The following is a 16,984-nucleotide window of genomic DNA, read 5'->3' on the forward strand; positions in this document are numbered from 1 at the left end:
ATGCAAATATTTCTGATTCGTCATGGTGATCCGGACTATTCCATAGATGATCTAACGGAATTCGGGCATCAGGAAGCAGCGGCATTGGGAAAACGCATGGCATCTATCGGACTGGATGAATTATATGCTTCACCATTGGGTAGAGCACAGACAACAGCAAGTTATGTGGCCAAAGAGACGGAACTTGTAATTCAGACAGAACCTTGGACTTGTGAATTGGATTGGACAGGGGTTATGTTGGATGGACAAATGGCGCCTATATGGGATAGTCCCGGAGAACATATTAGTGAACTATCGAGTGGAAAAAGAGAATGGTCTGATCAAACAGATCATTGGTTAAAACAAGAGGAATACAGATTGCGGTTTAGCGAACTACAAGCGGCTTCAGATCAATTCTTGCTTAGCCACCACTATAAAAGAGAAGATGGCCTATATCGTATCCTCGAGCCTTCTACCAAGAAGATTGGAGTTGTGTGTCACGGTGGCTTTGGCCTTGCATGGCTAGCCCATTTATTGCAGATTCCTTTAGCCTTGGCTTGGTCCGTATTTTGGCTTGCTCCAAGCTCGGTAACGACGATCTTGTTTGAAGAGCGCAGCGAGCACTATGCAGTTCCCAGATGTATTGGATTGGGAGATGTCTCCCACCTCTATGCTGGGGGTATGAACTATCGCCCAAGGGGATTAATGGGTAATCATGTTTAAGGTGACTGATTAAGAGCGAGCAAGGACATTGTCTATGAAGTGAAAAGCCATCCTGTAGAGGATGGCCTTTTTTAATAATACAAGAAAGTATAAGTTTGGCACGAGACATTATCCTTCTATTTCTCGCATAAACGCTTACCGTCCTTTAGGGGCACCGAAGGCGCTTTTGCTTGCATATAAGAATCATGCCCCTTGCCCAGTTCCTGATTTCCACTTGCTATTGTGCTAACGGACTTAGATGCAGCTATTTGTACATTTTAAGCCTTTTGGAGGAAGTTGCGGACTCGAGAGATCTTATTTTCCATAAATGGAGGGAATATCGTGCTATTTTAGTGATATAAAGTCTCTGAAGTCCGTTAGCATCCCAGAACAGCGAAATAGTTACGAATAAGGGCTGTGGTGTCCAAACGCAATTCTGAATTCTGCTCGCAATTAAGCTACATTTGCTGATAGCAGCAGCTTTTTCATGAAATGGTCTACTGATTTTGGTTTTGAGCCTAAATTATCTGAAATTCCACTCTTCACCGTGGATTTAATTTCACCTGTGAACCTTTGCCGCCTGTCTGGATGCCGGTATCTTTGACTCCGACTTCCTTGAGGTCAGCTACGAGGCGTTCTAGTACCGTCTTTGCGGCAGCAGCTTCCTTCGCACCGGATGCTTTGACAACTAATTGCACCGGCTTGCCGGAGCGTAGATGCTTCTCGGCCTGACGGAGCTTCGTATCGTAGTCATGCTCTTCAATATGAGCAGTGAAGCGGAGCTCTTTGACCTTCTCCTTGCTGCCGCCCTTTGCAGCTGAGCCACCACTGGCCTTGCGTGCTGAGGCTGCTTCTTTCTGCGCGGCCGCTTTTGCTTTGCCCTTTGCAGTTAGGCTGCAGGGCGGTGGGCTGCTCATTAGCGAGGTGCATACCAGATCAGCTCCCGCTGATCTGGCCATGGCCAGCGCCTCTTCCCGTGAGACGATCCCCAGCTTCTCACCCCTAAGTCCTGTAAGAACTACTTCGGATGCTCTGATTTGTTCATTGATTAATACTGCCACTTCTATGAATCCTCCCCTGATAACGATGATAAAGCTATCATATATGGAACTAGCTTGAGGTTCAAATGTGGAGCGTAGGATTAGCATTACTAATCCTCTCAATTTCTTCTTTTATGATTTGTAGGATTAGTTCTTTAGATGATATTGCTAGATATTCTCGGTTGCGCCGCTGCAATATACCCACTTGAATGAACGGCTCGCTTAGTTCAACATCTATTTTTACGATATCTGTCATTAAAGCTGTCGAATCAAGCACTACCCCCACCCCAAGGTTCTTTCTTACAAAATGAGGAATAGCAGAAATTTGGCTTATGGTGGATAAAGTGGGCTTTGATTCGAATCTCGAAAATTGCTTAGCTAACCGAAGGTAATATAAGCAAGTGCGTCCTCCAGCTATAATTGGATATTCAAGAATTTCTCGAAATGAAATCTCGTCTCGTCCGCTTAAAGGATGATTTTCATCTACTATAAAAGCGATCTTTTCGTGATAGAGCGGTTCGAAATAAAAGAAAGACAGGTCGGACGGCTCACCGCAGATGGCAAAATCCAGTTCACTTTGTAGAACAAGTTGTGAGAGGGAATCAGTGTTACCCTGAATGAAGTTACATGCCATCTTTGGTTTTTGCTCCTGAAACTTTCGCAAGGCGTTCGGTAGGACGGATTCCATCATGGATTCAATGCCTCCGATATGAAGTATGCCAATTTCGTCATGCTGTAAAGCTTTGGTGAGTTCTGATACATAGTTCCAATGTTGAATAAGGTTATCGATTTCCGCTGCAAAAACTTGCCCGGCACTTGTCAGTTCTACTTCCCAGCCTCTGTGAAAGAGTTGTATGCCCAGTTCTTTTTCAAGTCGTGGAATTTGGTTGGTAATAGTAGACTGTGCATAATTCAACTTCTCTGCAGCGCGTGAGAAAGTGCCTTCTTGAAGAATGGTCTTAAAAGCCATCAGTTCTTTTAGATCCATCGATTGTCACCTCTATCGGTATAATTGATTAAGATTAATATCTTATTCAATTATATAAATCAAAATACTGAGAGTACAATAAAAGAATTCCAAAGAAGGAGTGAATTAAAATGCCATTCATTAGAGTCAGTTATCTGGAGCAACAATACGACATTCATCAGCTAGAAGGAATATGCAGAGCGATTATGAGCGCGTTAATTCAGCATTTCCATGTACCGGAGGATGATATGTTTCAGGTTTTTCATTCGCATAAAGCGGGGGAATTTTTTTATAGTAAAGATTATTTAAATATTGAACGAAGCGACGGACTGATATATATCCAAGTTACGCTAAAATCCGGAAGATCAACGGAACAGAAGAAAAGCTTTTACGCGAGGCTAGCCGAGGAATTATCGATGACGCTAAACATCAGAAAAGAAGATATATTCATTGTGCTCGTCGATACGGAATTCGAAGATTGGTCGTTTGGTAACGGTGTTGCTCAAATGCTACAACCTCCGGTTAGGGAGGTGTAATATGGCGCATCAGAAAATCGTCACAAATGTACGGGAATCGTTAGGGGAGTTCGCTCCGGCATTCGTCGACTACTCGGAAAATGTGTTATTTGGGGACTTATGGAGACGTGAGCAATTATCACTTCGGGATCGTAGCATGATTACGATTTCTGCCTTGGTGATGGGGGGCATGACGGAACAACTCCCCTATCATCTGCACTTGGCTTTAGAGAACGGCTTACAACTTGAAGAAATCGTGGAGGCCATCACCCACCTTTCTTTTTATGTAGGTTGGCCGCGAGCCTCTTCAGCTCTAGAGGTTGCAAAGGATGTAATAGGAAAAAATAAATAACGTCTGACTTTTCAATCCCATCCGTAACCTTTAGGAACTTCATTGGCACTTGTATATAATACGGAAGAAGGGAGCGGAGGACAGATGCTTCAGTATATCGAAGAGGCTAAACAAGGAGACCGACAAGCTTTTGAACAGATTGTTAAGCACTTTACACCGATGGCCAATGCAGTTGCGTTCGAAAAGCTGCGTGACTATCAATTAGCGGAAGATGCTGTGCAGGAAGCTTTCACAGAAGCCTTTTTGCATTTGAATAAATTACGAGCAGTAGAGGCATTCCCGGGCTGGTTTAAAGCTATTGTGGTGCGGCAATGTTATCGCATCTTGCGAAGAAAGCAGCATCCTGCATTACCCTACGATGAAGCTGCGCAAGCGACAGAATCTTCATTTTCTATAGCAGATATTATTGAGAAAAAGGAAACCCAACGGCTGGTTCACGAGTCTATAGCTGCATTAACGTCCAATATGCGGATTGCCGTTCAATTATATTATTTTCAAGGCTACTCACTACAAGAGATTGCTGACTTTCTGGGGACTTCGGTTTCGGTATTGAAGAAGCGACTTTTTGATGCCCGCCGCAAGCTGAAAGGTGCATTGCCTGTGGCAGATGTTCTTTCCGTATTCAACCATTTGTACGAAGGGGGAAAAGCTGTGCTTCACATTGTAAATGGAGATGTAGTGGGAGAGAAGCTGCGGCAAGGAATCGTGAAAGGTGATGTACTAGTGTGGAGAGAGGTATATTCGCATGGGCCGGTATTTTTGGATCCTGCCGATGGAGATAACCGCGCTGTTCGAGCGCAATATTTGGAACAAACGATGGGGATTCCGCAGAGGGAATTTATCGCCAATAGTGAGAGGCAAGAGAAGATTTTAGCTGATTTCCATAAATATGAAGAAGTGGTGTTATGGTTCGAGCATGACCTTTTCGATCAGACGATGCTCAGTTATTTACTCCATTGGTTCTCGAAGCAGAAAATGTTAACCACCAAGCTAAGCTTACTATGCATTGGAGAGTATCCGGGAATAAAGTTATTTCGAGGACTTGGACAACTTTCTATAGAGCAGATGGAAACATTATCAGGCACATGGAAGCTAATCGGAGCCAAAGAATTAGAAGCAGGTCAAGCACTCTGGGAAGCCTATGTATCACCGAATCCAGAATTACTGCAACAACGATTAACTACAGATACATCGGCGTTACCCTTTGCACATGACGCCTTCCGGGCGCATTTATCGCGCTTTCCTTCTACTACAAACGGACTTGGCATCGTAGAACAAATCACGCTGGAGATGATCCATGAGGGAATAAAATCACCCTATGAGCTGTTCAAAAATGTGGGTGATAAGCTTCATATCTTGGGAATGGGCGACTTGCAATATTGGCATATCCTAAGAAAGATGGTACAAGGCACGTACCCTTTGCTACAAACTCATGGATGCAATGAGTTCCCTGTTTATAACGATTCAGTAATGCAATTTAAAGACTGTGGGCTTGTATTAACAGAGCTAGGTAAGAGTGTAATAGCTGGAAACGAAGACTGGGTGCAGAAGAATGGCAGCGATGAGTGGTTTGGAGGTGTACATCTGCAAGGATTGACTCCGCGCTGGCGGTGGAATCCGTTGGTCGGTGCGCTTCAGGAGAGAAGTGCCGAGGCGTAATTTATTAATCTAAATGTTTGCTACCCAAGGCATATTGAGCATAAAAAGACTTCCACTAACTTGGAGATACTCAAACGCTCCAGAGGGGGAAGTCTTTTTTGTTGTATCCATATATTATATGAATAGTAAATATAGTATATATCATCTATTTAAAGGGTGATTGATCTTTGTTGGAGAATATTATCTATAGAATAAATAGTGAAAGTATTCACTTGATGATGCAAAGGGAGGAATATTCGTTATACGATAGGAGGATGATGTATCAATGTCCATACAGAATAAAACAGCAATGATAAGAATTGCAAAAGCAAATTTAAAAGCGGAAAAAACCAAAAATTACTTTGTAGGCAGTGTGATAGCTTTAGCTGCGTTTTTATTAACTGTTGTAATGACCTTTGGTTATAATTCTTTTACTAACCTACAACATGAGTCGAATTTCCAGGCTTTATTCTATAATCTCAATAACAATGAAATCTCACGATTGAAAGAAATAGAGGGAATTAATAAAATCGGACTCTATAAGGAAATAGGCAGAGAGAAAAAAGAAGAACGTTTATTGTCCATTCTCTACACGGATCAAGCCATGATGGATTTATCAAATGCCAATATCGTTCTGGGGAAGTTCCCTACAAAAGAAAATGAAATTGCAATAGAAAAAGACTTTCAGTTATCCGATGATCGAAGCCTGGGGCTTGGCGATTCTATTTCTTTGCAATTTAGAAACAATGCCAGCAAAGAATTTCAAACCAGCCAATTTGTGATTTCTGGAATTCTGCAAACAACCGCATCAGGTAACGAGAATCGAATCGGCTACAATGCTCTGGTATCAGGCGCGTTCGTTGAGGAAGATCCGTTTCTTTCCAAAGAGGATTTCTCCGCGGCAATTAGCATCAACAACAGCAGCAGTTATTCCAACGAGGAACTGAAGTCAAAAATCAAAGAAATAGGGCAGCGAATGGGTATCTCTGAGAGAAATGTTCAGATCAATAATGTGAATGTGGACAGTAATAATCTGTCAGGAAGCACTGTGATATCCATCTTGTCTATCATGCTGATTATCGCACTGGCTTGTTGGCTTGTCATCTACAATATCTTTTATATTTCAATTACTAAGCGAATTAAACAATACGGACAACTTAGAGCAATCGGTGCAACAAAAAGGCAGATAAAACAGCTAGTTCTATATGAAGGGAAAAATCTTTCAAGAAAATATATCCCTATTGGAGTTATTTTTGGATGTTTAATGAGCTGGATTTTAAGTGGCTTTCACTGGAATGCAGTTCCAAGTTTTTTACTTGCATTTTTAGCAGGTTTGCTCACCAAAGTAACAGTTAGAGCTTCATTAAACGCACCATCTAAATTCGCATCAAGAATCTCTCCTATAACGGCGATTAGACATGTAGATGCCGATGTTAATACAAAAAAGGAGAAAAGAAACTCGAAAAGACTCACACCATTTTCTTTAGCTGCATTGAACTTATCAAGAAGCAGGAAAAAGACGGTGTTGACTTTGCTGTCTCTTTTTTTAAGCGGAACGCTATTTGTTTCCTTGGGGACATTGTTAAACTCGGTCGATCCAATCTCAAAAGCAGAGAAATATTTTCCGAATCATGGTCGGTTTGATATTCAAATTAATAATGAGTTGTATTCTGAAACAACCTCATTAAGTGATCTTCAGACGGAAGGGCAACTATCTACTTCTTTAAAAAATAAAATCTTAGCTATAAATGAAGTTGAGGACGTAATCGAACATCAGTATATTGAAGCTGCTATCGAAGGAATAAAAACGGATGACGGGGCCGCGATAGTCAGTATTGAGAATATCCCTACGTTAAACAACGAAAGATGGAGTAGTCATTTGGCTGAGGGGAAGATCCCGGATGTTGATTCGTCGGATGCATCCTACATTCTCCTTAACAGCGCCAGTAGTGACTTAGATTATTACGGGGCTCATTACGCTGTCGGTGATCATATTTCATTCATAATTGCTAATGATCAGGAGAAGGTTAAACATGATTTTGAGATCATTGGAGATATTACGGATAAGAATTCAGGAACTTCATTTTATCTTCCACCCAAAGTAATGCAAACTGTAGCCCCTTTTAATAGCAATAAGAGCTACGAAGTTATTACTATGGATAAATCGAATGAAGAGTCAATAAAGAGTGAGTTAGAGGGTGTGATTCTCAATGAGGATACACTCAAATTATTGTCTTTTTCCGAAGTTGTGGAATCCAATAGAATTGCTTTTAGAACTATCACTATTTCAGTGTATAGTTTTATGGTTTTTATAGCAGTATTCAGTATGATCAATCTCTTGAACACCATAATCACCACTATTTCTGCAAGAAAAGGGGAGCTAGGCCTTATGCAAGCCATAGGAATGAGCCGAAAACAATTAATGGCTATGTTAACCTATGAAACAGGATTTTTAGTGGTTGGAAGCTTTACGATGGCTCTTTTTACGGGCAATCTAATGGGATACATGATAAGTAAGAGTGCAGGGAATATGGGGGGGCTTTCCTACATTCAATACCAATTCCCTTGGAGTGCTATTTTCCTGTATTTCTTGGTTATTTTACTTGTCCAGACTGGTATGGTTCAGTTTGTTAGACGATCAATATCGAAGCAGAGCATTATAGAGCAATTAAATTAACGATGCGGAAAGTTTAGCTATATTTAATAAATCCCTCGCCTTTATACGGGCCAAACGTGAAAATAAATAGTGAGTAGCAATTAACGTTGAAGGGTGATTTATATGCTGAAACTACCGGTGTATCATTCCGTAATTTCTTCCCATGCCATAGTACCCGTAATTAATGATCTTTATGAAATCGGGGATGTTCTGGAGTGTGGTTTTTATGAGAACGGACTTAATGATACCTATTTACTAAAGACCTCTATTGATAAATACATTCTTAGGATCTATAAAGCTCATTGGCGAAATAAACATGAGATTGATTTTGAACTGGAGTTATTGAATCACTTAAATAAGAAGAATATCCCGGTATCGGCTCCGGTAATCAGCAGGGAGGGTGGTTACCTAATTGAGCTGGAGGCTCCTGAAGGAACACGTTACGCAGTTCTGTTTACTTTTGCAAAAGGCAATTATTCCGATGGAAAAGCTAGCTGTGAATTATACGGTGAACAAGTGGCTAAGATGCATCTGGCTATGGATGATTTCGAATGTGGGCAGCAAAGATTTACGCTTAATCTGGATCATCTGCTTAAAGAACCGCTTCAATCGATTCGCAAGCCTTTATCCCACAGGCAAGAGGATATCGATTATCTAGAATCTTTGTCGGAAGTATTGGCAAATAGCATAGCTGAAATCTCATCAGAGCTGGATTGGGGGGCATGTCATGGTGATCTTCATGGAGCGAACGTACATTTCTACGAGGATACCCTGACTCATTTCGACTTTGATTGCGGAGGTTTTGGCTGGAGGGCCTATGATGTTTCCGTGTTTTTGTGGTCAAGGGTTAGAGGGAAAGAACGAGAGCATTTTGACAATGAACAATGGACTGTTTTCCTGGATTCATACCAAAAGCATAAAGTATTATCTGAGAACGATTTAAAGGCAATCCCTATATTTGTTGCTATCCGGGAGATATGGTTGATGGGTCTGCACACAGGGAACGCACAGGTTTGGAGTTGTGGGTGGCAAAACGATCATTACTTCAATACTAATCTGCAATTCCTACGTAATTGGTGTGAAGTTCATTCTATCCAATAGACAATACCCAAACAAGAAGCCACTCCATATTTAGGGGTGGCTTTACTTCAGTCATTATTCATAAACGTCTTATGATAAGCGTTACGATATTGGGTGGGCGTCATGTTTTCGTATTTTCGGAAGAGGCGCATGAAATATTTATCGTCGGTGAATCCCGTCTCTGTCGCGATGTCCCTCACGCTTAATGCGGTTCTGGTTAGTAGCTCCTTCGCTTTAGTCACACGTACTGAATGGATATATTCCAATGGCCCCATGGAGGTATGCTGTTTAAATAGCCGAGCTAAATAGTCCTTGTTGTAATTGAATTTATCCGCGATGATGGCCACGGTAAGCGGTTCGCTTGCATGTATCCTTGTCCACTCAGCTATTTTGACGAAGGTGACATCTTGCTGTGCGCGGATCAGCTTACTGGCGAACGGCTGAAGTGCATGCTCAGACAGCTCAATTAAAAGCGAGGTCAGCAAATAATTAACGCTGGAATAGGTTAAATACCCCGAGTTGGCCACATGAAGGATTTGATTCGCCAGAATATGAATCCGGTCACTATGTTGGATTTTTATGATTTGGGGCAGATATAGATCATGTACGGACCATAAGCGCTGTGTGCGCGAAAAGATTTCTTCTGCCTCAGGCTTCATTTCCTCCTCACTCAGTAATAACCCCTCGGTTGTCAGTTCGAAATGAAACCAATAAAACTTAACCCCGGGTCGTGACTCTCTATAGCCGACATGTGTGCGATTAGGCATGAGCAGAAGAGCTTCGTCAGGGCCTACTTCAAATTGTTTGTTCTCCTCACTCAAATATACGGTTTCGTTCACGCCAATGATTAGTTCGTAGTTCCCCATAACACGCTCTACATGCTTCCATGGTGTTTCTGAGATAAATTCACCTGCCGCTGTAAAATGAACAGGTGCATCTGCATTTATTTTTAAATAGCTCATGCGGTCCTCCTAGTATTCAATAAGTCGGGTTTGTCCACTATTTGTACGACTGATCTACCGACAAATCAACGTTCCGGTGTTATCTTATGGATACAAATATACACTTGTCATCTAACCCTGACAAGATTGCGAGGGAGCGATTTCATTGAAGACGCAAGCTTTTGATCTACAGAACGTACGAATTGATTCAGGTCCACTTCTCCATGCGATGGAGTTAAATACTGATTATTTACTTAAGCTTGAGGCAGATCGGCTTCTGTCGCGTTTTCGCGAATATGCTGGCTTAGAGCCTAAGGCTGCTCACTACGAGGGCTGGGAATCTCAGGGTATTAGCGGCCATACGTTAGGCCATTATATTTCTGGATGTGCGTTAATGTATGCCTCTACGGGAAATGAAGAGCTGCTACAACGCGTGAATTATGTAGTAGATGAATTAGAGCAATGTCAGGATGCGCATGGCAATGGCTTTATTTCCGGCATTCCTCGTGGCAAGGAGTTATTTGAGGAAGTGAAGGCAGGCGACATTCGCTCACAGGGCTTTGACCTCAACGGAGGTTGGGTGCCGCTTTACACGATGCATAAGCTGTTTGCAGGTCTTCGCGATGCTTATCGATTGGCCGGCAATCAGAAGGCGCTCGTTATTGAAACGAAGCTGGGGCTGTGGCTTGAGGATATTTTTGCAGGGCTGAGTAAAGATCAGATCCAAGAGGTGCTGCGTTGTGAGTTTGGCGGCATGAATGAAGCGCTGACGGATTTGGCAGAGGATTCCGGAGAAGATCGTTTCCTCGCGTTAGCGGAAAGCTTTTATCATGGGGAAGTGCTTAATGATCTGGCCGTAGAAAAAGATACCCTAACTGGAAGACATGCTAATACACAGATTCCAAAAATCATCGGAGCTGCTAGACAATATGAGGTAACTGGGCAGGAGCATTATGCAGGTATTTCCCGCTTCTTCTGGGATCGGGTCGTGAATCATCATTCTTATGTGATCGGTGGCAACAGCTATAATGAGCATTTTGGTGAACCGGATAAGTTAAATGATCGATTGGGTGAAGGTTCCTGTGAGACATGCAACACGTACAACATGCTGAAGCTGACTAAGCATATGTTCCAATGGGATGCGTATGCAGCGTATGCAGATTACTACGAACGTGCGATGTATAATCACATCTTAGCCTCTCAGGAGCCGGTAGATGGCCGGGTATGTTACTTCGTATCTCTCGAGATGGGTGGACATAAATCGTTTAATTCGCAGTTCGAAAGCTTTACGTGTTGTGTAGGTTCGGGAATGGAAAGCCATTCTATGTATGGCTCGGCGATATACTTCCATAGTGCAGATGAGCTTTATGTCAATCAGTACGTACCTTCTACAGTGGCTTGGAAAGAGCAAGGCATTAGCTTGCAGCAAGAGACCAAGTTCCCGGCAGAGGGACAAGGTGTACTGCGGATCAGTGCAGGACAGCCAACGAAATTCACATTAAAGCTAAGATATCCTTACTGGGCTGAGCAAGGGATGAGTGTTAGCGTAAATGGTGAAGATGTTCAAGTAAATGTAGGCAAATCTAACTACTTTACTTTGGATAGAGAGTGGCAGGATGGAGACGTTGTCGAATACGATATTCCGATGTCGGTGAGAATCGAGACGATGCCGGATAATCCGAACCGAGTTGCATTCCTTTACGGGCCACTTGTGCTCGCAGGTGATTTTGGGCCTATAAATGCAGAGGCCAATAGCGATCGCGCCCTTGCTTCCGTATTAATCGGAGATCGGGACACACTGACGAACAACCTCATCCAATCTAATGTGAGCAAAAATGTGTTCCGGATGAAAGGTTTAGGGTATACAGGGGATCATGAGCTTCGTCCGTTCTACCCTATGCATGATCATCGTTATTCCGTGTATTGGGATTTATTTACACCGGAAGAGTGGAAGCTGGCAGAGGCTGAATATCGCGAAGCCGTGGAGAATAACTTGCTGCTTGAGCAGTTAACTGTCGATTCGGTACAACCTGCTGAAATGCAGCCTGAACGCGATCATAATTTCACAGGTGAATTTGTAGGCTTAGGTAAAATCCACAATCGCAAGTATCGGGACAGCTGGATCAATGGCTGGTTCTCCTTCACGATGGAAGTTTTGCCGGATGAGCAAGTGGATCTGGTGGTCACGTATCTGAAGTCGAACGATACTTCGCTGGCATTTGATATTTTGGCGGATGGGGAGCAACTTGGTGTAGGCACTCTTGAGTCTGAGGAGATGAATAAGCTGGAGACGATTCGCTATGAACTCCCGCAGCCGATCACGAGCGGCAAATCAGCAGTTACGATCAAGTTTGCTTCTCATGAAGGACATAAGGTTGGCCAAGTGGCCGGACTACGTATCGTTAAACGGAACTCTTGAATAAAAAGGCTTACAGAATTATAATAGGAACAATTCTTTTAATTGAGGTGAAATGGATGTCTTTCCGTACCGTTACAAGGAACTAGTTATCGGGCTGGGTGAAACGCGTACCAGCTATCAAGGGGGGAATCTACCCTTTTGGTTACAACTAACTAGAGCTTTGAACGGTGCCATAGGCAGCTATTTTTGTAGAGCCAGGCACTTAACCTATTTAACTTAGAGAACCGTTTATTTGTGGATGGTTTTTTACAGTGGGATAGGGGCGCCTGGCTTTTTTGCATTCAATTAAAAGAGGGGATAAATGATATGTTAAAAAAGAGTCTAGCTCATCTAAAGTGGTGGGTATGTGGTTATATTTTATTGGGTTTTGCCATTCAGCTGTTAAGTAGTTTAGGGGTTGTTGTCTTTCAAAAAATATTAGATAAGGCCACGGTAATCAACAGTTTTGGTGAAATATCCACATTAATTATAGTGTATGGAGCTCTGCTAGCTGGAGTGGCGATCCTGAATTATATAGACGAATACCCGAGTGTGTTTTTATCGAACAGCATCACGGAGCGGTTAAAGATTCTTGCACTGTCCAAAATATCAAAAATGGATTATCAAGCGTATCAGGATATGGGAACAGGGCAGATGATTAAGGTGATCGAGAACGGGGCAGCGGCTGGAAACAGCATTATTTTTTCTTTTTTTCTCAAAACACTACATGAGTTGTTACCTACTCTTCTATTCAGTCTAGTCTTTATCAGCTTCTATGATCTAAGGATCATGTTAGTGATTGCAGCTGGCTATGTGGTCGTCTTTCTGATAACAAATCTGTTGTTGAAATTTCTGTATGCCATGAAGGCTGCCATTCTCCAAGAGCAAGAAAAGATGTCCGGATTCTCTATCCGCGGGTTTATGGAATTGGTCGTCTTTAGAACCAACAAGAGATATGAGAAAGAGATCGATAAATTAAGCCAGACCGCACGCACTATCATTCATAAAAATGCTCAGCTAAAAATGATTCATGAAGCTTTTTTTGCTATATTCGAGTTATTTGTCACGATCATTAAAGTTGTTGTCCTGATTTATGGTGTGAAAAGCATTGTCGCAGGCGAGACCTCACTAGGTATTGTGGTCGCATTGTTTATGTTCATCGATAAAATTTATACCCCAATTGCCATCTTTAATGTTTTATTTGTAGATTACAGACTGAATAAAGTGACCTACAGAAGATTCGAGGAATTTATTGCTGCCCCAGAAGATAAGAACTTGGAATCCGGAGAAGCCATCACTGAGCTCCAAGGCAATATTGAGTTTAGGAAGGTGTCCTTTACTTATGGGAATGTGCAGATACTGAATAACCTGTCTTTTTCGCTTACGCGAGGAGCTTCCGTTGCTATTGTCGGATTAAGTGGAGGCGGGAAATCTACGCTGATTAAATTGATTGTGGGGTTATTAAAAAAGGGCGAAGGTGAACTCTTACTGGACGGTAAGGATATCGATGAGATTCGTTTGAATAGCTACTATGATCATATTTCCTATCTATCCCAAGATACGCCGATTTTTGATGCTACGATAAGGGATAATATTGTATTTGATGAGGATACTCTGTCCGATGAAGAGCTATATGAGATTCTGGGAAAAGTTCATTTGCAGGAAAAAGTAAGCCATTTACCGGATCGCTTAGATACTTTGGTAGGCGAAAAAGGTCTCAAATTATCAGGAGGCGAAAGACAGCGATTAGCGTTTGCCAGAGTCATTGCCCAAAAAAGAAATATTCTAATTCTGGATGAGCCCGTGTCAGCGCTTGATAATATCACTGAGCAAAGTCTTATGGAGACGATTTTGAATGAATTTAAGGATAAAACTATCATCATTGTGGCCCACAGGCTTAATTTTATAAAAGACGTTGATAAGATATTGGTAGTGGATCAAGGATCAATTGTTGGGGAAGGGAAGTTTGATGATTTAATAGAACAGTGCGAAGCTTTTAAAGCGTTATGGAATAGAAAAATATCGTTTACAGATTATCGATAAATTGCTAGACTCTTCTAAAAAAAGAGATGCTATCTATGGCTTGGCCAACACATATTGTAGCGGTGGGTGGAATTGCAATAAATGAAGAGGGAGATATTCTTTTAGTAAAAACACATCATGGTGGCTGGGGATTTCCTGGAGGACAAGTGGAAGTTGGAGAAAACCTAATGGATGCACTAATTCGCGAGATTAAAGAGGAAAGTGGAATAGATGTTGTTGTTTCTCAATTGATTGGCGTGTATTCGAATACAGGTATGCATAAATGGTATGACGGTGAGACGGATGTTCCTACCAAGGTCATGTTAGACTTTATCTGCAAGCCCGTGGGTGGAGAATTAAGTACTTCGGAGGAAACATCTGAAGTGATGTGGGTAGCCAAGGAGAAGGTGCTGGATCTGATTTCTGCAGCGGCTATTCGTACCCGCTATCAAGCTTATTTGGATTTCGACGGAAATACTAGGTACATGGATTATGTAACTGGAGGTGCGTTTGAAGTTAAATTGGATCGGACGGTGTAAAAAAAGAAGCTTTGAGGCTTTCCCGAAAGGGAAGGCCTCTTTTGTTGGGAATGAGCAATCATTCCGCTATATCGTATAAGGATTGTGACGAATCATCTCAATTAAATTCACTGCGGCTGCTGATAAGGGCTCATTTTTACGTGTACAGATCGCAATGGTATTTTTCAGATGGACGCCTTCTACATATACTCGGCACAATTCTCCACGCTCTACATATTTGCGTACGACTAATGAAGAAACGAAGTTTGCGCCATATCCGGCGATAACGGCTTTGATGGCTTCATGTAGTCCATTAAATTGCAAAGAGATGATAGGAGCGGGTGTGTTGTATGTGCGGCATAAAGATAATAATCGCTCCCGCGTGGAACTCCCTTCTTCACGCATAACGAAGGGTTCCTTCATCATTTCGATTAGAGAAACTTGCTGATTGGCATAACGATGATCGGGTGCGACTACAAACCATAACTCGTCCTGAAATAACTCCTCTGTCTGGATTGTATCTGGATAAGCCTCGGCGATTCCTCCATAAATAGCTATATCCACATCTACATTTAACAGCTGCTTGAGGGCATCACTTGAGTTGGTAGTGGTGATCATCATCTCCACTTGTTCATATTGCTGCTTAAACTTTGCAATCCAGGTAGGAATGAGAAAGTGAGCAGGCAAATACGTTGCGGCTAGACGGATACTTCCGTTACTGCCGTTAACATAATCTTGAGCGAATTGCTCAATTTGTTGTTCTACGGCGAACAGTCGTTTGGCGAGTATAGTAAGCTCTTCCCCTGCATCCGTTAAAGCAATTCCTCTGCCTTGAGGTTTAAATAGGGCAAAGGACAGTTCCTTTTCGAACTTCTTAATCTGCGCAGTGATGGCAGGCTGACTTATATTTAAAATTTCTGAAGCGCGTGTCACACTGCCTGCCGATGCGATTACATGGAATAAGCGTAAGGCATGTAGGTTCATGGTTAAACTCCCATCCTTCAATTCATATATTAAATATATAAATTAAATTTAAAGATATATTATATTTATGATTATAACTGATTTACAATACAGATATAAAGATGAACTTGGAAAGATGAGATTAGGGAAAGGAGTAATGGAGAGGAGGTTTGGAACTGTAGGAGCGTAGCGATCGCCTTTGTCTCCGGATTTCAACCATGAACAGTGTCTAAATTGAGGAAATCTGGAGACAACAGCGACCGGAAGTCCAAACACTCCTCGTAGTTACGAACGATCCCTAAATGTGGAAATTATAAGTTCATCTAAACCAAAATCAATACTAAAGGAGAAGTGATAAATATGAATCAAACGACTACTTGGGATAAAGTCGATCAGTATATTACAGAGCGCCTGATTCCACAGGACGCTGTGTTGGAAGAAGTGTTGGTCACCAATCAACAGGCAGGGCTGCCGCCCTTTGATGTTTCGCCTAGTCAGGGGAAATTCCTCAATCTACTGGTGCAAATGAAAGGTGCACGCCGGATTTTGGAGATTGGCACCTTGGGCGGGTACAGTACGATTTGGATGGCAAGAGCCCTGCCGTCTGACGGACAGATAGTTACCTTGGAGCTGGATCCTATTCATGCGCAGGTAGCTAAAGCTAATCTTTCGCTTGCCGAGGTGGATCATCTGGTAGAGCTTCGTGTAGGGGATGCATTAGAGCAACTGTCTCAGATGAAACAAGAGGGCGTTGAACCCTTCGACTTTATTTTTATAGATGCCGATAAACCGAATAATCCTAACTATTTAAAGTGGTCGCTGCAATTCTCCCAGCCCGGAACGGTGATCCTTGGAGATAATGTGATTCGGGAAGGGGAGGTCATTAACGAGAATAGCGAAGACGCTCGTGTAGTAGGCGTACGGGAATTTTATGATCTGTTGGCTGAAGAGCCTAGAATTTCGGCTACTGCCATTCAGACGGTGGGAAGCAAAGGTTATGATGGATTTGTATTGGGGATTGTGAATAGCTGAGGGATTCGACAGATCCTCTGAGCGTTACGGACCCCGTTGGCGTTATTTGCGAATTTTTAACCTTTAGAGAGGGTTTCGGACTCCAGTGGCGCTATTGCTTAGAAAGAGGTTCATCTGTGTCCGATAGATGCCGGTGCCTCCTACCTGTAAATGATATCAAATCAAACAAAGGTGTCCCTAA

Annotated in this window: 14 protein-coding genes; 10 read left to right on the forward strand and 4 right to left on the reverse strand. The window is 42.4% G+C overall.

Features of this window, described 5'->3' with window-relative positions; genetic code table 11:
* On the forward strand, positions 1 to 702 hold the full coding sequence (locus tag MHI51_RS02170) for a histidine phosphatase family protein (protein WP_076220222.1): 702 nt from the start codon (positions 1 to 3) through the stop codon (positions 700 to 702).
* A gap of 521 nt (positions 703 to 1,223) precedes the next feature.
* On the opposite strand, the gene infC is transcribed toward MHI51_RS02170, so the two are convergent.
* Complete coding sequence (infC, locus tag MHI51_RS02175; protein WP_076185653.1) at positions 1,224 to 1,742, reverse strand: translation initiation factor IF-3; 519 nt, start codon at positions 1,740 to 1,742, stop codon at positions 1,224 to 1,226.
* Positions 1,743 to 1,803: 61 nt separating this feature from the next.
* Positions 1,804 to 2,709 carry a LysR family transcriptional regulator gene (locus tag MHI51_RS02180; RefSeq protein WP_405173539.1) on the reverse strand — a complete coding sequence of 302 codons (906 nt, stop codon included), beginning with the start codon at positions 2,707 to 2,709 and terminating at the stop codon, positions 1,804 to 1,806.
* A gap of 110 nt (positions 2,710 to 2,819) precedes the next feature.
* Between MHI51_RS02180 and MHI51_RS02185 the strand changes: the two genes are divergently transcribed.
* The 5 genes from MHI51_RS02185 (at position 2,820) to MHI51_RS02205 (ending at position 8,950) form a co-directional block, all read left to right on the forward strand.
* The gene (locus tag MHI51_RS02185; protein ID WP_405173540.1) at positions 2,820 to 3,224 is read left to right on the forward strand and encodes a tautomerase family protein; all 405 of its coding nucleotides are present in this window, start codon (positions 2,820 to 2,822) and stop codon (positions 3,222 to 3,224) included.
* Position 3,225: 1 nt separating this feature from the next.
* Positions 3,226 to 3,555 carry a carboxymuconolactone decarboxylase family protein gene (locus MHI51_RS02190; protein ID WP_076124622.1) on the forward strand — a complete coding sequence of 110 codons (330 nt, stop codon included), beginning with the start codon at positions 3,226 to 3,228 and terminating at the stop codon, positions 3,553 to 3,555.
* Positions 3,556 to 3,639: 84 nt separating this feature from the next.
* A complete protein-coding gene (locus MHI51_RS02195) occupies positions 3,640 to 5,214 on the forward strand; it encodes a sigma-70 family RNA polymerase sigma factor (RefSeq protein WP_340916272.1) in 1,575 nt (524 codons plus the stop codon).
* A 265-nt stretch (positions 5,215 to 5,479) separates the two neighbouring features.
* Positions 5,480 to 7,870, forward strand: a complete 2,391-nt coding sequence (locus MHI51_RS02200) for an ABC transporter permease (RefSeq protein WP_405173541.1) — start codon at positions 5,480 to 5,482, stop codon at positions 7,868 to 7,870.
* Positions 7,871 to 7,972: 102 nt separating this feature from the next.
* Positions 7,973 to 8,950 (forward strand): phosphotransferase, encoded by a 978-nt coding sequence (locus MHI51_RS02205; RefSeq protein ID WP_339246063.1) that lies wholly within the window; start codon positions 7,973 to 7,975, stop codon positions 8,948 to 8,950.
* Positions 8,951 to 8,997: 47 nt separating this feature from the next.
* Here the strand turns inward: MHI51_RS02205 and MHI51_RS02210 are convergent, their stop codons facing one another.
* Positions 8,998 to 9,891: a helix-turn-helix transcriptional regulator gene (locus MHI51_RS02210; protein WP_076218986.1), complete on the reverse strand. Its 894-nt coding sequence runs from the start codon at positions 9,889 to 9,891 to the stop codon at positions 8,998 to 9,000.
* A 145-nt stretch (positions 9,892 to 10,036) separates the two neighbouring features.
* On the opposite strand from MHI51_RS02210, the gene MHI51_RS02215 reads away from it, so the two are divergent.
* The 3 genes from MHI51_RS02215 (at position 10,037) to MHI51_RS02225 (ending at position 14,829) form a co-directional block, all read left to right on the forward strand.
* Positions 10,037 to 12,289 carry a glycoside hydrolase family 127 protein gene (locus MHI51_RS02215; RefSeq protein WP_076218985.1) on the forward strand — a complete coding sequence of 751 codons (2,253 nt, stop codon included), beginning with the start codon at positions 10,037 to 10,039 and terminating at the stop codon, positions 12,287 to 12,289.
* Positions 12,290 to 12,595: 306 nt separating this feature from the next.
* Positions 12,596 to 14,311 (forward strand): ABC transporter ATP-binding protein, encoded by a 1,716-nt coding sequence (locus MHI51_RS02220; RefSeq protein WP_076218984.1) that lies wholly within the window; start codon positions 12,596 to 12,598, stop codon positions 14,309 to 14,311.
* Positions 14,312 to 14,346: 35 nt separating this feature from the next.
* Positions 14,347 to 14,829: an NUDIX hydrolase gene (locus tag MHI51_RS02225; protein ID WP_405173542.1), complete on the forward strand. Its 483-nt coding sequence runs from the start codon at positions 14,347 to 14,349 to the stop codon at positions 14,827 to 14,829.
* Positions 14,830 to 14,895: 66 nt separating this feature from the next.
* Here MHI51_RS02225 and MHI51_RS02230 read toward each other — a convergent pair whose 3' ends face one another.
* Complete coding sequence (locus tag MHI51_RS02230) at positions 14,896 to 15,792, reverse strand: LysR family transcriptional regulator (RefSeq protein WP_076275995.1); 897 nt, start codon at positions 15,790 to 15,792, stop codon at positions 14,896 to 14,898.
* A 339-nt stretch (positions 15,793 to 16,131) separates the two neighbouring features.
* Between MHI51_RS02230 and MHI51_RS02235 the strand changes: the two genes are divergently transcribed.
* Positions 16,132 to 16,803: an O-methyltransferase gene (locus tag MHI51_RS02235; protein ID WP_076275996.1), complete on the forward strand. Its 672-nt coding sequence runs from the start codon at positions 16,132 to 16,134 to the stop codon at positions 16,801 to 16,803.
* Positions 16,804 to 16,984: the final 181 nt, after the last annotated feature.

This window comes from Paenibacillus sp. FSL H8-0260, assembly GCF_045040625.1.
Taxonomy (GTDB): Bacteria; Bacillota; Bacilli; order Paenibacillales; family Paenibacillaceae; genus Paenibacillus_AQ; species Paenibacillus_AQ odorifer.